This is a genomic window from Sphingobacterium sp. UBA1897 (genome assembly GCF_002337775.1).
In the GTDB taxonomy this organism is placed as follows: Bacteria; Bacteroidota; Bacteroidia; order Sphingobacteriales; family Sphingobacteriaceae; genus Sphingobacterium; species Sphingobacterium siyangense.
This window is the reverse complement of sequence record NZ_DDGR01000025.1, coordinates 115,347-132,111: the sequence shown is the minus strand read 5'-3', so window position 1 is coordinate 132,111 and position 16,765 is coordinate 115,347. Positions and strand designations below refer to the sequence as shown.

The window sequence follows — 16,765 nt, the reverse complement described above, 5'->3', positions numbered from 1 at the left end:
GGAAGGAGTGAATAAAGGCATAAGCAGGTGCGAGGCGCCTAGCCATTTAAGTAACGTTTGAGCCGGAGCACGTCATCAAGCTTAAAATACTTTTTGCCCCCTTTATCGCGCTGGTACACCTGAATAAGGCCTAAGTTTTGATACCGCAGCAACGTACGGTCCGATACGCCTACGGTGTCTTTGACAAATGCTGTGTCACGAAGTTCGACAGTGGTATCCGCTGTCTGAAAGCCATCCTGTATTGCTTTTTTTAATACTTGTATTTCTGTAAAAAGAATATGTAAAGCCTGCAAGAGATGCGCATCTGTCTTACGGCCGATATTGTTAAACGAATCTTTTCTCATATTTTTAATTGTTTATAATGACAAATACGCTTAGCCACCAAGGATATTGGAATTAATGAAGCTAAAGAAGTCTGCATACAGTTTCTTATCACCTACAGGAAGTGTTTTTTTCGTCCCTTCAGTCATCAAGACACCGCCGACTCCATAGCTGTAAAAAAAATTGATATTAATTACAATACTCTGATGGCATTGCTTAAACCACTTGACCGGCAGTCCCGCCAGTACTTCACGCATGGTACTGCTGCAGCTCAGTGTTTTACCCCCGATCATGTGAAATTTAACATGTCCATTGGTACTTTCCACATAAACAAGTTCTTTCATACGAACCTCCGTACGCTGATAACGTACCGGCCCTTTGATCATAAAATAATACGTATAATTTTCCAGCGAATCGTGATCAGCGAGTGGGATCAGTTTAGCGAGCGCTTCATCCACCCGGCGCAGTGCGGCATAGAAACGGCTCTTAGACACCTCTTTAAGCAACACATCAACGACACCCAGATCATATCCCGGATCTTCGTATTGGCGGTGTGCCGTATAAAGTATCGTTTTTAGATTTGAGCTGGGTAAGGTCCTTAAAAAATCGAAAGCGTTAATCCTTCCAAGCTCCACGTCGAGGATCATAAAGTCCACTTTGTTGGCACGCAGAAAAATTCGGGCTTCCTGCGGATCACTAAACGTTTTGGCAATCTGCACATAGCCAATCTCTTCGACCATCTTAAGCAGATGGTCGATATGCGACTGTTGGTCATCAATGATGATTCCTATCCATATTCTATTCATATTTTCCGTCATTTTTTGTTCCTTTAATTAGTTGTAGCGTTGTACGCATAACGTGAGTTCATAATGCTCATCGTCCTGCTTTTCTTCCAGTGAAAAGTCCGTTCCAAAGAGGTAATCCATGCGTGTTCGTACATTTCGAAGTCCCACATCGTGACTTGGTAGGATTTGAGGACCGCTTCGTTTTCTATTTTGAACCGTTATCCGATAACCGGCATGGCCGACAAGGACGTCGATTCGGGCCGGGTGATCCTTATCCCACAACTCCGCATGCTTAAATAAGTTACCAGCGAGCGTCTGCAATACTGTTGGTGCAATACTAAATCGCATCAGGTTACCCGAGCAGGAAAGTTTTATGTAAAAAGGATTTGGTTCGACTTTCTCCTGTATCGACAAGTACTGCTTCAGTGCTGTCACTTCATCCGCTAATAAAATATGGGTTGCCCCCTCCACATGATGGGCCTCCATATAGAATTTCATTAAGCGATAAAGTTCCGAAAGCTGTTTACCCAATTCAATATCATATGGGTCTACCTTATTTTTTAAATGGCTAAAGATATTCGCCATCATATGCGGATGCACCTGTGCAGATAAGGTCGTATATTGAAAAGATTTCATCGTTGATTCTGCGGCGAGACGTGCGTTTACAGCTTCAAGCTTATCACTTGATTCACGAAGCTTACTCTTATAGTAATAATAGCCCACCGCCATCACCGTATAATTACTATGCATGACGAGAAAGGTCTGGATATACTTCGCCCAACTAAAAGTGTGTTTAGTGATGACATACCTATTATTTATTATCTCCAGTCCAAATCTTCCGTACAATTCATAGTACACAATCAGGGCGGAGAGTAAATAAAAGCCTATCATCAACACTATAGTTCCCAGAATATGCCCCCGATCGTAAACATACTTCAAGATCAGATACACCGCATAGAAGATAGTCGCACAATAAAACACGGTGATGAAGGAAGCTCCCAGATTCAGTCTGGAATTGCCTAGTGCATTTACAGCAAAAAAATAAAAACTATATCCCATCCAGAAATAGCAGTGCAACAGCCACTTTCTTTTAAAGAACCTATTCATATTATTGGTTTATAATTGATAACCTAAAGATAATTATAACATCATGTTTAAACAAGTATTCCCCCTATTTTCTTATAAAATCGTTACAGAAAGGGGATAACTCAGGTAAGTAAACTTATCGAGCAACAGCTGTTTATCTTGCATGCTAAATGAAATTATGCGATTATTTTCCGACCAGGTTGCTACATCCGAGCTCGGTGACATGGTTTTGTGCAGGTAGAGCCAGGCTTCCCAAGCCTCCGGATATTCCAACAGGACCTCTTCAAAATCCTGATAGATGATGCGGCTAAAATAGTCCGCAAACTGCCTGGCGCTCGGAAACCAGTTTTTATACCAATGACTCAATGCACAAATAACAATGGGCTCATTTTCTGCCGCTATTTTGGCAATCAAAACGGTTATATTTTTTTGGAGCAAAAAAGCCATATGTAGAATCCCATGCTTTATCTTAATGCTGCCATTTAGAACAGGAATTTCGCTTAATTTTTGCGCCTGTAAATCTTTTGCGGCACTTACCCCGCCATCGAGGTAGCAGAATATGTGAAAGCCAAGATCCATCTGCTGTCTTAACTTAAAGAAAAGATAAGGATCCTCGGCGTCTAGAAATACAACTTGTTTTTGCCAACGATCACCGAGCAAAGTTGCGTAATGCTGTGACTGCTGCAATATAACATCTTTAGCCACAGGAATACAAAGTTTATAGCCGCGGTGAACCAGAAAGGCAGGAACAGCCCGATAGTAGCCAAAATGAAAACTTAGGATAAATTGAGCACGCTCTGGTAAAATCCAATTGGTTTCGTCCTGGAACTGAAATTTTGTGGTGTCCGTTTCTGCCTGTCGCCTTGAGAAATTGATTGCCGCACGGTGTAGATTTTGCTGGGTATCGAGCTGATGGATACCCAAAAGATGCTGCACATTGGCCGAAAAAAAAACAAAGTCCCGCCAGTCTTTTTCGGTATAAGCCTGCATTGCGGCTCTCCAAGTAAATTGCATATAAAAATACGTTAGGGTTAATATTGGGAATATGCTATGCCCAAGGATAAGGCACAGCATACTCAGTTATTATATTATGCTTTTAAGGGAAAACGATATTGCATTTCCCTCCATCTTCCTCTTCATCAATACCTAACATCAGGTCAGTGATGGTCAGAGGATGTGGATTGTATAGACCAAATTGGGCCAAAATTGTTGTTATTTCCACGTTGTTTCTCGTAAAAGATAAAACCATAGGCTGTTCTCGCAACAGCATTACGGCTTCAGGCACTGAAGACTGTGGATCGATCGGGAGTAAAATTTCAACTAATAATTGGAGAGCCAAAGGACATCGCCTTCATCTACCATTTGGTCCCTAAACTTTCCATTTTGTAGATAATTTGGGTGGCAAAAGAGGTTTTTCTAGAGGCAAAAGGCCTTATAGGGGTAGTTTCGTCAATGATTTTCAATCGTCGTAGTTTTGTTAGTGCAATATATATTACTGACAGTAAGCCATATAAACCAAAAAAACTATATTATGTCAATTAAGCATAACCCCAAGGCGGGATTCAAACTATTATTTGATTTTTGGGGGAAATATCACACAATAGATCATTTTCACTATCAGTGGGTAAAGGACAACCTCAAAGTCAAGATCGTTAAACGAGGCGAGCAGCTCAGTCCAGCTGACCGTCATACGGAGATGACCTATTTTGTCGCGAAAGGCCTCCTGGCGCGGGTCGAAGAAAACAACGAAACAGGCAAGCGCAGGATCATGAGTCTGGCTATTCCTAATATGGCTTTGATGACGACCAATCACCTCTATACACATCATTTACACAGCGGGCATATAGTGGCACTCCGTTCGGGAATTATTATTGCGATCCCACACCATGTGTTGCGGCAGTTTCAGGAACAGGAAAAATCCATCGATACATTGATTGACGTATTGGGTAATAAAAAGAAAAGACAACTGGTTTTGTTAAGGCAGGCCACATTGGGCTATTCTCCTTTTGAGCGCTACCTTAACTTTACCCGGCTGTTGCCCGAAATTAAAGCTGTCACTACACAGCAAGAGCAGGCCGATCTACTGGGCATATCACGACATACAGTACAGCTGGCTCAGTATTTTCTGCTTACTGGAAAATATGTGCAAAAAAAGCACCTATAGATCAGCACATATCAGACTGACGAAGCATGCAACTTTGTATCAGAGCCAGCGATGCGTGCTGGCTAATAAACATTTTATAAACTAAATTTTTTGCCATGGCAACAAAAAGAAACAGCTGGCTACGTGCCGGCACATTAGCAGTATTAGGATTGGGTCTTGCATACGGTACTCAAAGTTTTACGGAAAAAGAAGAAGTGAAAGTAGAGCCAAAAACTACAACAACAAGAGCCAACCAGACTTGGTACAACAATGAGCTGGTCAATTCGGATCCTACAAATCCAGCTAACTATGCATTGACGCCTAAATTTGAATGTGGGGATAAAACAGAAGAAATCTGCTCTATCTCAGCACCCGACAATGGTTCTGGTCAACCAGACATGTCCCATGTTCAACCTTCGGGTCAAACTGTAGAAAGCGAAATTCAAGACGCGACTTCTACCCCTACTCCTACAACGAACGACACTGTTCTCGCTCTCCGTTCTAGTCAGTAAAACAATAAGCAGGCTTTCTGAGATTGAAAGCCTGCTTTTCTTTCTTACCGTGGGTTTTGTGGAATATCACTTTGCATAATCACTTCGGCTGGAATGGGATATAGATAACGGGAATCATTCGCAGGCAGCTCGTACCTTTTTATTTTTCCGTTGACATTTATTTCACGATAGAGATCAATCGCATAATCAGGATCTACATTCAATCGCTTCAGATCAGACCACCTTACACCACGAAATAACATTTCCTTACGCCGTTCGTTCAATATCAGATTTAAAAGATCCTTCGTATCTGAAACCACCAACTTTTCAAAAGTCCCCTTACGGACTCTATTTTCCAAAAGCTTATTCATATCATCCAACGCCTCTTTTGTAGTCCCCAGCCGGGCATTGCATTCCGACCGGATCAAGTAAAGTTCGTCATTTGCAAATCCGGCAAAGTAGGAAGCTGACCTTCCCGAATAGTAACCTTTAAATGCATATTCTGTTGCGTTGACAGTTTTAAAAAAAACCGATTTACGAAGATCATTATCTGCAAATGAATTATAGATAGACTTCGGTATCCGTGCCGTGCTATTATGTAACACACTACTCGCCGATATTGTTGAGCCATAATAGATCATCTCCACATTCTTCGGGTTAATCGGAAAAGCAGGTGTCGGATCGATTGCATTAAAATCCATTAAATCAGCATTTAGTTTCAGACTTTCATTTGCATAATATCGAGCCTTTACATAATCCGACATACTAAGATAGATGCGGGCTAGGGCTGCATAAGCGGCACGTTTGCTCGGCCTATTGATTTCAGAAGCCTGATCCCTCAAATATGGGATTGCCCTCTTGATATCATCAATAATCTGTTTGTAGGTGTCATGTACCGTAGCACGTGTAACAGGAACATTAAAATCAGAAGTCAACCTGATTGGTACCCCATAGGGACTATCTGTATCCTTATCAAATAGAGGACTGTATAACTGAGCTACATAAAAATGTGCCAGTCCGCGAACAAACATCGCTTCACCTCGGATATCCATATTTTTGATTGGCTGCAATCTTTCTACTCCCTCCAATACAATATTAGCAATCATGATGGTGTTGTAACATAATCTCCAATAATCGACATCCATAGAGAGCATTTCCTTATCCCAAGTATAAGCTTCCTGATAGCTTGCTAGCATTTTTCCATAGTCGACATCAGCCAAATAATAATCATCCGTCCCTAATTCGATCAAGCCAGGATAATAAAGATTAATCTGGGATTCAAAATCTAACAGCGCCCTTAAGTCCTCTTCCTTATCTGGGGTAGCTGCAGACAACTGAGGCTTTTCATCCAAAAATTTATCACAAGATTGGGAGAAAACACTCAGAAGCAAAATCATCATTGTATAAATAATATATTTCATATCCATCGTTATTTAAAAATGCACTGATACCCCGGCAGTGTAATTTCGAGCCGGAGGCATATTATTATAGTCGGGGTCTATCCCCCATTTGTTGGCTTTCCATAGCAAAGCCACATTATTTACCGAAGCATAACACTGTATAGGATAATTCTTTGCTAATTTCCACTGATATTGTAGTCGTATATCCTGTAAACGTATTAGGTCACCTCTTCCAATGTTTGCTTCAGAGTAGGCATAGAAATTATCTCGGTTGGAATTTGCCGGATAAGTCATGGAAGGTACCGATGTCCACAATTCATCTCCAGGATTCTGCCAACGTTGTGAGTAATCACCATGTGTACGCCAACTATTAAATAAATCCTGATAACGTATGGTTTCCTTCTGAAAAAAATGGCCAAACTTATAGGCAATATTCACAGTCAGCATCCAGGATTTCCAGCTGAAGGTCTGATTTAATGATCCATAATATGGTGGTATACCTGTTCCATGGTAGACCAAATGTTGCATGGAATCTGCCAACATTTTGGTATAATCTTTGGACACTTCTCCTTTTAAATATCCTTGGGGGTCACCACTCATAGGATCGAGCCTCACAAAGCGATAAGAAAATACAGGATAAAGTGCTTTATCTTCTACGGGCGATAGATTTCTTCCAGCAGAAGAAGTAAATGTCAATGCGCGCCATGTTCCGCCGTAATATTTATCCACCTTATCCTTATTGATCGTAAAAAGTACTTTCGCTTTCCATTTGAAGCTGCCATCCAGCAACTTTGCATCCAGTTCGATATCGATTCCTTTTCCCGATGCAACGGCAACATTTCGCCTTACCGTTGTAAAACCGTAGGTTGGATCTATAGGATCAGAAGCAAAGAGATCGGTAGATTTTTTGAAATAAGCATCTGCCGATAATGAAATTCTATTATTAAAAAGTGCCGCATCCAAGGCGACATTGATCATCCGTACATCCTCCCAGCGAAGCGATGGATTAGGTAGTATGGATACTTTTGCACGAGGAAAAGTACTTACATCAGTATTCAGACCTGCCATATATGTCAAGATGGGTAGACTTGTAGTCATGCCTCCCGAATTTCCGCTATGCCCCAAGGTGGACCGTAGTTTTAGGCTATTGATAACACTATTCTTTGGAAAAAAAGCTTCGTCCGAAACTCTCCAAGCCAGACCGGTCGACCACAGTGGATTCCATCTATTGTTGGCATTTACTCCAAATAGATTAGATGCATCCCTACGCCCACTAACTGAAAAGATATACCGCCCCTTGTAAGTATACGAAGCATTTCCAAATAACGAAACATAGCGCCGAGTCAGTTTATCAAAACCATTTGTATAAGGAATTCGGCTCAAGCCACTAAGGCCATCATAAATTGGATAGGCATCTACAGGATTGACCAATTGGCTGATATACAATTTCTCATCAAATCCGTAAGTTGTAAAAAGATCACTCTCCTCTGTCCGAGTGGATACTTCTGATCCAGCAAAGAAATTCAGTTCGTGTAGATCACTCCATCTGTGTGCAAAATTGAGCTGTACTCTTCCTTTATGGCTGGTGAAATCATTGTTCCCATTGGTCAGTATCCCTCCCAGCGGTACAATCCGTTTTACCGCCCCATTACCGACCTGTGTAAAGCGATTGATCAAATCACGCGTAAAGAAAGACTCCTGTCCGCGTAGGGTCCGGTTCGCCCCCAATTGCCCTTCAAAACCATACTGACCAGTAATCTCCAAACTATTCCACAGCTTGACCGATAGTTTAAGCCCTGCATTCCAATAATTGGTATTGTTATCAGCTTTGGAAACACCAAATTCATTCAAAGGCCGGTAAAACCAGTCGAGCAACCCCTCATTGCGATCAGCAACTGATTCCATATATCTAAAATTATACTGTGATGGAATTACCATCGGATTGCCGGCATCACCCATCAATTGCGCATAAGGATACAGATTTGTCCTGCCCCCGCCGACACCTATCGGATAATCAATGAGGTCCGGATTATAGCTATTCTTCATATTGGAATAAAGCAGATTGCTCTCCAGCCTAAAGTGTTTCCAGAAATTCAGCTGATAACTTCCATTGATCACCAGCCGTTGATTGCTGCTCTCCCTTTTGCTGAGCATATTTCTATCGTAGCCGATCCCTACCCGGTAACCACTCTGCTCACCACGGCCTGACAAGGCGATATTATTTTGGCTTAGGGTACCATTGCGATAGACGTAGCGGAGCAGGTCATTGCGGTAATCCAATGTTTTATATTTTTCGATACGTGCATTCATTTCCTCCTGCGTAACCAGTCCTTTGGAAAGATCATACAGTCCATCAACAAGCGGAGAGACGATACCCCTATTGGAATTTGTTCCATTCAATATCGTATTGTAAAACCCTTTGTCAAACAGCATTTTTTCCACTTCGATAAACTCTGCCGAAGACATTTTAGGTAAATACATCAGGTCAGGTTTTGCGGTAATGGTCAGATTAGACGAAAAGTCCACCGCTGTTCCCTCCTGTTTATTGCGATTTTTTAGTTTGATCACGATAACACCATTTCCGGCCCGTGCCCCCCAGACCGATGTCGCTGCAGCATCCTTCAGCAGCGTAACGGTCTCCACATCATTCGGATTGATGGCATTGATATCCCCTTCAAAAGGCAGGTCATTGACAATAATAAGTGGCCCCATCAAAGCATCCGAAAGAGTATTTATACCACGGATATTGATCTGATTTGTACCCTTACGCCGATCCATCTGCAGGGCGGAAAAATTCCCCTCCAGGCGGTCAAGAATATTGCCCGATGACAGTCTCTGCGTTATGATCTTATCATCTACCAATGCAAAAGCCCCTGTAGCACGGTCTTTGGGAATGCGCTGGTAACCTGTTTCGACCATCACCTCCTCAAGCTGATTCGTTTTCTTGGTGAGAACGATCCAAAAGTTCTTATTTTTGGATTCAGCGAGCGCCAGTACACGCGTTTCATACCCCATGTAGCTGACAGATAACCGTTCACTAAGATCAGTCGCCGATACTTGAAACTTTCCTTCGCGATCTGTCCTGGTTTGCGTTTTCGTTTTTAACAGCGTAATGCTCGCGCCAGCAATTGGCTTGGTAGACTCATCTACTACTGTTCCAGTATAGTTGTGCTGCGCTTTTAATTCCATTTGCATGAAGCATAATGTAATGAAGAGCATGTAAATTAACCACTTATTCATAATTACCTTGCCCCCTCAACAAGTCAATTACATTATCAATCTGTTCTTTATTTACGAATGTATGACCTGTAATTGCTAGCACGGTACCGCGTGGGGAGATCCATACATATCTCGGAATTGAAGCATGAGGGAACAAGCGTATCAAGTATTCATCATCATAAACAGTAGGTAGCGCGCTCCCTCCTATCCGAGATAAGGTTTCGATGTAGGTCTTTTTAATTTTTTGGAGATCATCCCGGCGATGTCTGGTATTGACAAGGACTATAGCTAGCGTATCTGCATACTGTTGGCTCAGCTTCTCTCCTTTTGGCATCTGGGTTAGACACATTCCGCACCATGAGGCCCAGAAGTCCAAGATGACCAACTTACCTTTCAGATGTTTTAGATCTGTAGTGGTAGCCTTACCATTCGTGTAAACTTTATACTGTCGGGTGTAAAAATCTTCGGGAACCCGATCGCCTACATTGATTGGTGCAACTGCAGGAAGCCCATTGGCCCCGCTGTCCTTGCGGGGCGTTTGGGCAGATAAACTAAACATAGAAACCAAACACAGCAGCATTGCTCGTGCTCGTTTGCTCTTAAAAGCCTTGTATAAATTGTATAGTATTGATTTCATCATCTTAAGGTTTTGATTGGTTAATGGATTGAAAAAAATCGTTGATTTTTTGGGTCAGCTGGAGTTCCTTCATATTGGCTTCCAGAGTTGACAGTTTTAATTGGGTTGTATCTAAATGACGGCTATGCGTCAGGAAATACGCCATCAGAGCACGCAGGATATCGGCCAAAAACAGCGTTTGCTGTACAGCCTCTAATTTGCTTTCAGTAGCTGCGCCGAGGGTTTTGCATTTGAGGTCTAATGCGTAGAGGTACTCGCGTATTGTGGATAGCGGATAATTATTCCAAAAGTTTTCGATACATTTCAATGGATCGTAACTGTCTTCATGGATCTCATAGAATGGACTGTCAAGATGCAGGAGATCTTCATAAATGGCTTTCATGTGTTTAGTTTTTAGCTGTGACCATAGCGCATAGCTCTCCCTATCCGACCGAAATCAGCTTTTTTTGGAATGCCTAAACTTGCTTAGGTCAGGTAAACAATAATTTAATTGAGGAGCTAGATCGCATTTGAATGGTTAATCACAAAGGTTATATATTGGCGTGATGCAATCCATAGCAGTGAAGGGTCAATTCTATTGACCAAGCTGTCCGAGCTACTCGGGAGCGGTAATAAGATTTTTTGTTGTCTGTTTTTTCTGGTTCATACTCACATTTATAATTGTGAGTCTTGCTTTGGCCATCCATTAAAATAAATGGGGGCTACATGCTGTGGCTACTTCTCAGTTCTCAGGCCTTACGTAACACAGACTAACAGTAGCCCCACATCTATCTTATTCAGCAAATATAACAAAAGCGGTCATAAGAATAGACATGGGTATTCAATCTACTGCCTTGCGTCACGGCCTGAGAAAATGTAGCCGCAAGACTCTTATATCAAATACCATTGGATTTAAATACAATCCATCTTAAAATATTAATCAAATATAAATAAAAGAATACAAATAAAAAATAAAAGAATACAATTTGTTCTTTTATGATTACAAATAATATTTATAATAGGCCTTTTAAAGATTTTGATTGCACATTGCTATAAACAATTAAAGTTATGGCGACGTGGAAAACTAAATTTGAAACAGATATCAAACTAGATGGGGCCTTTGTGGCGTTAAAATCTCTCTTTACAGACGGCACAATTAAAAATATGTCATCTCTATTAGATTATAGCCCCACTAAAATTGCGAGTCTTTTACGAATGAACTATAATTCCTTTCTAATAAAAGTTCATCAACCCTGGAAATTTTCAACTGAACATATTCTGCTCTTGTCATTCATAATCGATATTGACCCTACTTATATTTTTAATGTAATCCAGTCAGAGTCTCACAAGCACTTAAAAACACTTTCTAACAATTATATAGATAAGCTTAAAAAAGAAAGTATTAAAGGTTAATATATACTCAGCTCCTTACTTCATCGCTTTTCTTTGTTATCGTTCTTAATTAAACAAAATGAATGCTTTAACTAAATCCAACAGCACTGATCCTGATTTTTTTGCGATAAAATCCTTGTTTGAATCGGGCAACATCAAATCCATGAAGTTATTAGAAAAACAAGGGCCTACGAAGATGGCTAAGGCTTTAGGCCTTCAATATAATTCCTACCTTGATAAACTAGGCAACCCTCAAAAATTTACTTTTGCCCCTATCTTTAAGATCGTAGATTTATGTGATCTAGACCCCGATCTTATTTATAAGGTCATAAAAAACCAAACTTTTAAGAATCCTTAGGATCAAGCTTTCTTATTAAAAACCGACCTTTTTTATAGAAATTCTATAATATTATTTTCTAAAATCTTTGCTTTTGAAATCGTAAACCCTTACTTTTAAAGTGCGAAGATAAAAGAGATGAGGGCTGTTCAATTTTAGAGCGTGGATCTAAAAAAACAGGCCGGTAAAATCAACAATTGGTATGCGATAAATAGGCCTTTACGGCTTTTCTATGTTCGAAGCCCAAAGGGCTATCGGCCATTGTTAATTTTAGCTCTTAAGAAGCTATTCTGGTGGGCAGTATTTGTTCTTGATGAGCAGTGATACTGCAAGCCGACGAAGCTGATCCTTGATCTGCCGTCGTTCTGTTGTGGTTAATGACACTTTTTGTCTCATAATTTACTAATTGGGTTATCAACAAGAGTCTCAAGGGGAAGTAAGACGCAAACATTTATAAATATAAAAGAGGCAAGCCCCACTATCTTCCACTGAGCACAGGTACGGCAAAGAACCCAGACGCAGTTTCCAATAGGGGAGCTTGCCCCTCCTTGTTGTAAAGATACAAAAAGCATTGGGGGTCGCAAACCCTACGTCTCACGTCTTTTGAAATTTGCCGTTTCGTGCCCGAGACTAAATCAGCGAACTGATTATAATACAAATATAACAATACAAAATATAATCGCAAAAAAAATTGCGATATAAACCTAAGAAATTAACTAACAGAAATATAAAATGAAGTTTGAAAAGTTTTTGAAAACTTTAAATAAAGAGTTTGAAGCGATTTTATCGGAGAAAAAACCTTTAGAGTCTTTTCAAGTAAATAGTGATTTATCAGTAGTAAAAGGTCGAAATTTTTATAATGCTGTAAAACTACTATCGAACGACTTTGACAAAGACTGTGAAAATGCATTATCCGAAATCGCCAGCACAGCCCATAGAAAATATCTTGCAAAACAAAAAGGCAAAGTAAAAAACGATAAGACGTTGAATACCTACCAAAAATTTATTACTCAATTTGTATCGTCACAAGCAGAGGTCTCAGAAAAAGCAGGCATTGAAAATACAAGATTCACGAAAGTACTAAATCAAACTGCAGATGATTTTTATGCTCATGAAGTTTTTTCGATTGCAAAATCTCAAAATATGAAACTGATAGATGCATTTGAACAATTATACAAATAACTATTTACGAATCCTATACTAACTCTAAACGAAAGAAGCGACACGATTAATACTGCCAACACGTCAACTCCTTCTATGGCGAACGCGAGGGGCCAATAATTGGATTAACCTAGGATAACCCAAAACGGGGGAAACAAACTGCAAAAAGATATTTTTAATTTTTCAATTTCAGAAAGTTATTGCTACAATATCCTAAACCAGTTGAAATAAACCAACATCTAAAGAAGCGCTTTAATTTATTAGGGTTCTTTTACAAAAAGCTATAAGACCAACTTCATTTATATCAAAACAGATTTTTTTCGTCATATATTTAGTTTATAAAAGGCACTCATCTCTAATCACTTGATACAACGCCTAAAGAATTTTGGTAACGAGGGAGAGTCAGGGATATTTTTTTGTATATTAACATTAAATTAATTTTTCAATGGACAAACTAGGAAAAGCAATTAGATTACTGAGACATCAAAAAGGCTGGCACCAAGGTGATGTTGCAAAGCGATTAGAAATATCAATTCCTGCACTTTCTAAAATTGAAACCGGTGTTACAGATCTAAATATCTCTCGATTAAACCAAATCGCAAAGGTATTTAATTTGACTCCCGTACAGCTATTATCTTATTCTGAAACAGAAGAAATTAAAGAGCATGCTGATGAGTTAAAAGTAATTTCGGAAAAGATACTCTGCCGTGATGGCGAAATTATTCAGCTTCAGAAAAAGCTTATCCAGCTATATGATCAATTGTACAAGCACAATAACGTTTAAATCTCCACCACAAGATTTATTGAAATATATCAACATCCAGCTCAAATAGCCTCATTTCGATTTAATGTTTATATAAAAAAGCCACTCCCTTCCGGAAATAGCTCACAATAAATATCTATAAACTTTAAAAGTATTTGATTACAGTTTTTCGATTTCTCCGATAGAAAGCCCAGTGCCTTTAGCAATATCTACAATAGGTAGCCCCATTTTCTTAAACTCTAGTGCAATGGCAAGAGCTTCTTCAAGCCTACCTTTTTCAATGCCTTTCTGAATTGCTTTTTTTTCAGCTTTATCTAATAATTATTCTTGAGTGCCCATTTGATAGAGGCACTATCTGATAAAAAATAGAAACACATCACTTGGTATTGAACGTTTAGGCTTAGTCAAGGGCGAGTATGGAGAAATTAACGAACCAATGAAAGCTTAAGTAACTTTGCTAAGGTAATTTTCGTCGCCAGCCTTAAAAATGAAGATATGACACTGAAAATTGGACCTCAAGTGTGCACACCTCATCGTTCACTTTCTTGTTTACTATAGCCAAAAGTGCGGTAAGGACAATCACAGAAAATGGGTTTCTATTTGATCGTAATTCCGATTCTTCCTGATCGAGTATCTTGTAACTGTTAAAATCGTAGCGCAATGAAGTTCCCATAAACTCCTGGCTATATACCACTGGTCGATAACCTTTGCTTTCATCAGCCAAACTTGCAATAGCCGTAATTGGAACTTTGTAACGATCCCATATTCTATAAAAATAGCGAAACATGCGCTCGGCCAAATCGCCCCTGCCTTTATTGCTCTGGATCTCTACATGGCAGAGCACAAATTGTTCGCTCCCATCATTTAATTAGACTTTGACGAGCTTATCGACATAACGAATTCCCTTACCGTTACTTTCCGGAGGGAATAATTGCTCAAACTCTTTGTCAAGATAATCAAAGGGTCTATTCAAATCAAAAACAGCATCTGCATCCGGAAAAATAAATCGTAGAAAATGCGAAAATGTTTGCTCCAAAATAGATTTCCACAAGGGATCATCTATACGCCTTCTTCTTGGACTCATAATTATTTAACAGCTGTGGGTAATTTTTTGGAAGTTCAGTAGTCAGGTTATGCATTTGAAAATTATCATTTCTAATTTTACCATCAGGATCCATCAATACATACCTCGGAATTCCATTAAATTTAAATAATTCGCGTAACGCCCTATATTCATCGGCAGAAACCCGATAGGATTCAAACATGCTATTTTTAACGGTATAATCTTTATAAAACTCCATATCTGGAGTCCCCTCAATATCTGTTAAAAAACAAACGCCAAATTCGGATTATCTTTCAGTTTTAAGCGTTTCCCTTGCGATGATTCAATACCGGAGCGGCAGGGACCGCACCACTGCGCCCAAAAATCCACAACAACGACTTTACCACGGTATTTATCTGTCATGCTCTTAAAAATAGTTGCAGCATCAGTATGAGGTAGCAAATAGCCGTTTCTGGACTTCTTTACGCGGTTTGATAGTTGAAGCGCTTCATACCTTAAATCTCTATTTTTTAACACGGCTAATAATTGTTATGTAGTTTTTGTTATTCCTGCTGTATCAGCTGCACCATTTAATGCAGAAAACTCATCATGTACCAAAATAGCCGGATCATTTAGGTCTAAGCGAGCTATAAAATTATTGCGAAGAGATTTAATAGACTTTTCTCAGGAGAACTTAATGAGCTATATGCAGATGAAATATATGGCCTTTCTAAACCTTTAGCATGTAAACCTAGTCAACTTTTCTATTACTTTTACGGGGAGGGAGAGCGTCCAATAATTGGATTATACTAAGAGGGCTCTTCACAAAAAAAGGAAAAACAAACAGCGAAAGGTTATTTTTATTTTTTTTTTGATTCCAAAAAATTATTCTTATATTGGATTTTCCGGTTAAAAGTATCTAGCATTTAGCCAATCCTCCTGACTCAATCAGGAGGATTTATTTTTTATCCTCCATGGAGCCTCACGTTTCCAATTCTGGGGAAACCCTAGGTTTCTTACATTGATCGAATGTAATTCAATAAGGGTTTCAAACTTATCAATAAAAGAGTTATTGGTGTTAAAAGTCAGCAACAGGTGATTTATAGCGATTATGGCGCCATAAATATTACTATTGGAAGCTTCAGGAATAGCTCCTTCTATCTTATGGTCTTTACGTGATGGAAAAATCAATTTGTTTGCAGTAAATTTTCTATTCCACAATCTCGAATGATGAGCACAAACATTACGCACATCATTTAGAAAAAGGAGCCAATTAACAAGGGTTTTCCCGGAGGGTAGTTTAAATGCTGTAGCTATCGAATTTTTCGTATTATCATTCTTTAGACAGGTATATAATTTAATTAACTTACCAAATGACAATGTTTCAAAATACATATTTTCGGGAGGGTAAGTTTCATCTGTATATTTGAACTTAAAAGCTTTCAAAAACTGTTCTTTGGGCTTCTCAAAATCTATAATTACTGAATTCAAAACATAGGTATGATAGTTTAAAACCTCATTTTCATTATCCCTCAAATCTCTTTTATCAAGAAAATTCAGCGGATCTACGGACCAATAAAAACCTTTGGGTTCAGAGTATGCATTAAGTATACGCGTCCTCAAACACACTTCTATTCGTTCCAAATATTCTAAGAATACACACCGAAGCTTTTTGTCGAAGGTATATAAGTTTATAACATCACTAAATGTAGTTCCTTCGTAAAATTTCGATGCATTTCCTTTATCTTGAAGATGGAACATATAGCCACTTAATCTGTAATAACTAACGCTTCCCAAATACCTCTTTGCTCTATCAGTATCATCAATAGTTAATCCACGATCAATTAATATCTCTAAATGCTCGTCGATGGAACAAGCTTTCTTGGTGTATTTCATAAAATTAGGCAAAAAAAAACCTCGCAAGATGCGCTTGATACAGAGGCGTGCGAGGGTGTAACGAAACAAATATACGAACAAAAGAATATATTTAAAAAAATAATAAGAATAAT

At 39.3% G+C, this 16,765-nt stretch carries 19 protein-coding genes; 6 read left to right on the top strand and 13 right to left on the bottom strand.

Annotation, left to right across the window (positions count from 1 at the left end):
- Positions 1-38: 38 nt before the first annotated feature.
- The 4 genes from B4N43_RS16450 to B4N43_RS16435 all read right to left on the bottom strand — a co-directional run bounded on the left by B4N43_RS16450 (position 39) and on the right by B4N43_RS16435 (position 3,206).
- Complete coding sequence (locus tag B4N43_RS16450) at positions 39-344, bottom strand: hypothetical protein (RefSeq protein WP_286735647.1); 306 nt, start codon at positions 342-344, stop codon at positions 39-41.
- Positions 345-374: 30 nt separating this feature from the next.
- On the bottom strand, positions 375-1,127 hold the full coding sequence (locus B4N43_RS16445) for a LytR/AlgR family response regulator transcription factor (RefSeq protein ID WP_286735646.1): 753 nt from the start codon (positions 1,125-1,127) through the stop codon (positions 375-377).
- 27 nt (positions 1,128-1,154) lie between these two features.
- Positions 1,155-2,213, bottom strand: coding sequence for a histidine kinase (locus B4N43_RS16440; protein WP_286735645.1), 1,059 nt, complete (start codon positions 2,211-2,213; stop codon positions 1,155-1,157).
- A gap of 72 nt (positions 2,214-2,285) precedes the next feature.
- Positions 2,286-3,206, bottom strand: a complete 921-nt coding sequence (locus B4N43_RS16435) for a hypothetical protein (RefSeq protein WP_286735644.1) — start codon at positions 3,204-3,206, stop codon at positions 2,286-2,288.
- Between the two features lie 517 nt (positions 3,207-3,723).
- Here B4N43_RS16435 and B4N43_RS16430 point away from each other — a divergent pair.
- Both B4N43_RS16430 and B4N43_RS16425 read left to right on the top strand, forming a co-directional pair.
- Positions 3,724-4,356 carry a Crp/Fnr family transcriptional regulator gene (locus B4N43_RS16430; protein ID WP_286735643.1) on the top strand — a complete coding sequence of 211 codons (633 nt, stop codon included), beginning with the start codon at positions 3,724-3,726 and terminating at the stop codon, positions 4,354-4,356.
- A 95-nt stretch (positions 4,357-4,451) separates the two neighbouring features.
- Positions 4,452-4,847, top strand: a complete 396-nt coding sequence (locus tag B4N43_RS16425) for a hypothetical protein (RefSeq protein ID WP_286735642.1) — start codon at positions 4,452-4,454, stop codon at positions 4,845-4,847.
- A 44-nt stretch (positions 4,848-4,891) separates the two neighbouring features.
- Here the strand turns inward: B4N43_RS16425 and B4N43_RS16420 are convergent, their stop codons facing one another.
- The 4 genes from B4N43_RS16420 to B4N43_RS16405 are packed head-to-tail and all read right to left on the bottom strand — an operon-like array spanning position 4,892 to position 10,464.
- The gene (locus tag B4N43_RS16420; RefSeq protein WP_286735641.1) at positions 4,892-6,247 is read right to left on the bottom strand and encodes a RagB/SusD family nutrient uptake outer membrane protein; all 1,356 of its coding nucleotides are present in this window, start codon (positions 6,245-6,247) and stop codon (positions 4,892-4,894) included.
- 12 nt (positions 6,248-6,259) lie between these two features.
- A complete protein-coding gene (locus B4N43_RS16415; RefSeq protein ID WP_286735640.1) occupies positions 6,260-9,421 on the bottom strand; it encodes a SusC/RagA family TonB-linked outer membrane protein in 3,162 nt (1,053 codons plus the stop codon).
- 37 nt (positions 9,422-9,458) lie between these two features.
- Positions 9,459-10,085, bottom strand: a complete 627-nt coding sequence (locus tag B4N43_RS16410; RefSeq protein ID WP_286735639.1) for a TlpA family protein disulfide reductase — start codon at positions 10,083-10,085, stop codon at positions 9,459-9,461.
- A gap of 1 nt (position 10,086) precedes the next feature.
- Positions 10,087-10,464 (bottom strand): hypothetical protein, encoded by a 378-nt coding sequence (locus tag B4N43_RS16405; protein ID WP_286735638.1) that lies wholly within the window; start codon positions 10,462-10,464, stop codon positions 10,087-10,089.
- A gap of 665 nt (positions 10,465-11,129) precedes the next feature.
- Here B4N43_RS16405 and B4N43_RS16400 point away from each other — a divergent pair.
- The 4 genes from B4N43_RS16400 to B4N43_RS16385 all read left to right on the top strand — a co-directional run bounded on the left by B4N43_RS16400 (position 11,130) and on the right by B4N43_RS16385 (position 13,735).
- The gene (locus tag B4N43_RS16400) at positions 11,130-11,474 is read left to right on the top strand and encodes a hypothetical protein (RefSeq protein WP_286735637.1); all 345 of its coding nucleotides are present in this window, start codon (positions 11,130-11,132) and stop codon (positions 11,472-11,474) included.
- Positions 11,475-11,532: 58 nt separating this feature from the next.
- Entirely contained in the window at positions 11,533-11,811 is a 279-nt protein-coding gene (locus tag B4N43_RS16395; RefSeq protein WP_286735636.1) for a hypothetical protein, read from the top strand.
- A gap of 711 nt (positions 11,812-12,522) precedes the next feature.
- Entirely contained in the window at positions 12,523-12,972 is a 450-nt protein-coding gene (locus B4N43_RS16390; RefSeq protein WP_286727767.1) for a hypothetical protein, read from the top strand.
- Positions 12,973-13,396: 424 nt separating this feature from the next.
- Positions 13,397-13,735 carry a helix-turn-helix domain-containing protein gene (locus tag B4N43_RS16385; RefSeq protein WP_286735635.1) on the top strand — a complete coding sequence of 113 codons (339 nt, stop codon included), beginning with the start codon at positions 13,397-13,399 and terminating at the stop codon, positions 13,733-13,735.
- A gap of 460 nt (positions 13,736-14,195) precedes the next feature.
- On the opposite strand, the gene B4N43_RS16380 is transcribed toward B4N43_RS16385, so the two are convergent.
- The 5 genes from B4N43_RS16380 to B4N43_RS16360 all read right to left on the bottom strand — a co-directional run bounded on the left by B4N43_RS16380 (position 14,196) and on the right by B4N43_RS16360 (position 16,652).
- Entirely contained in the window at positions 14,196-14,558 is a 363-nt protein-coding gene (locus B4N43_RS16380; protein ID WP_286735634.1) for a hypothetical protein, read from the bottom strand.
- Positions 14,559-14,582: 24 nt separating this feature from the next.
- Positions 14,583-14,798 carry a hypothetical protein gene (locus tag B4N43_RS16375; RefSeq protein ID WP_286735633.1) on the bottom strand — a complete coding sequence of 72 codons (216 nt, stop codon included), beginning with the start codon at positions 14,796-14,798 and terminating at the stop codon, positions 14,583-14,585.
- Positions 14,770-15,015, bottom strand: coding sequence for a hypothetical protein (locus B4N43_RS16370; protein ID WP_286735632.1), 246 nt, complete (start codon positions 15,013-15,015; stop codon positions 14,770-14,772). Before B4N43_RS16370 ends, B4N43_RS16375 begins: the two co-directional genes overlap by 29 nt.
- A 23-nt stretch (positions 15,016-15,038) precedes the next feature.
- A complete protein-coding gene (locus tag B4N43_RS16365) occupies positions 15,039-15,293 on the bottom strand; it encodes a thioredoxin domain-containing protein (RefSeq protein WP_286735631.1) in 255 nt (84 codons plus the stop codon).
- Between the two features lie 411 nt (positions 15,294-15,704).
- Positions 15,705-16,652 (bottom strand): Abi family protein, encoded by a 948-nt coding sequence (locus B4N43_RS16360; RefSeq protein ID WP_286735630.1) that lies wholly within the window; start codon positions 16,650-16,652, stop codon positions 15,705-15,707.
- Positions 16,653-16,765 lie beyond the last annotated feature (113 nt).

What these genes read in the sequence shown, in the direction of transcription:
- B4N43_RS16400 (WP_286735637.1), top strand. Translation starts at nt 11,130, where the DNA reads ATGGCGACGTGGAAAACTAAATTTGAAACAGATATCAAACTAGATGGG.
- B4N43_RS16410 (WP_286735639.1), bottom strand. Translation starts at nt 10,085, where the DNA reads ATGATGAAATCAATACTATACAATTTATACAAGGCTTTTAAGAGCAAA.
- B4N43_RS16415 (WP_286735640.1), bottom strand. Translation starts at nt 9,421, where the DNA reads ATGCAAATGGAATTAAAAGCGCAGCACAACTATACTGGAACAGTAGTA.
- B4N43_RS16395 (WP_286735636.1), top strand. Translation starts at nt 11,533, where the DNA reads ATGAATGCTTTAACTAAATCCAACAGCACTGATCCTGATTTTTTTGCG.
- B4N43_RS16360 (WP_286735630.1), bottom strand. Translation starts at nt 16,652, where the DNA reads ATGAAATACACCAAGAAAGCTTGTTCCATCGACGAGCATTTAGAGATA.
- B4N43_RS16405 (WP_286735638.1), bottom strand. Translation starts at nt 10,464, where the DNA reads ATGAAAGCCATTTATGAAGATCTCCTGCATCTTGACAGTCCATTCTAT.
- B4N43_RS16450 (WP_286735647.1), bottom strand. Translation starts at nt 344, where the DNA reads ATGAGAAAAGATTCGTTTAACAATATCGGCCGTAAGACAGATGCGCAT.
- B4N43_RS16375 (WP_286735633.1), bottom strand. Translation starts at nt 14,798, where the DNA reads ATGAGTCCAAGAAGAAGGCGTATAGATGATCCCTTGTGGAAATCTATT.
- B4N43_RS16390 (WP_286727767.1), top strand. Translation starts at nt 12,523, where the DNA reads ATGAAGTTTGAAAAGTTTTTGAAAACTTTAAATAAAGAGTTTGAAGCG.
- B4N43_RS16385 (WP_286735635.1), top strand. Translation starts at nt 13,397, where the DNA reads ATGGACAAACTAGGAAAAGCAATTAGATTACTGAGACATCAAAAAGGC.
- B4N43_RS16425 (WP_286735642.1), top strand. Translation starts at nt 4,452, where the DNA reads ATGGCAACAAAAAGAAACAGCTGGCTACGTGCCGGCACATTAGCAGTA.
- B4N43_RS16440 (WP_286735645.1), bottom strand. Translation starts at nt 2,213, where the DNA reads ATGAATAGGTTCTTTAAAAGAAAGTGGCTGTTGCACTGCTATTTCTGG.
- B4N43_RS16420 (WP_286735641.1), bottom strand. Translation starts at nt 6,247, where the DNA reads ATGAAATATATTATTTATACAATGATGATTTTGCTTCTGAGTGTTTTC.
- B4N43_RS16445 (WP_286735646.1), bottom strand. Translation starts at nt 1,127, where the DNA reads ATGAATAGAATATGGATAGGAATCATCATTGATGACCAACAGTCGCAT.
- B4N43_RS16435 (WP_286735644.1), bottom strand. Translation starts at nt 3,206, where the DNA reads ATGCAATTTACTTGGAGAGCCGCAATGCAGGCTTATACCGAAAAAGAC.
- B4N43_RS16370 (WP_286735632.1), bottom strand. Translation starts at nt 15,015, where the DNA reads ATGGAGTTTTATAAAGATTATACCGTTAAAAATAGCATGTTTGAATCC.
- B4N43_RS16430 (WP_286735643.1), top strand. Translation starts at nt 3,724, where the DNA reads ATGTCAATTAAGCATAACCCCAAGGCGGGATTCAAACTATTATTTGAT.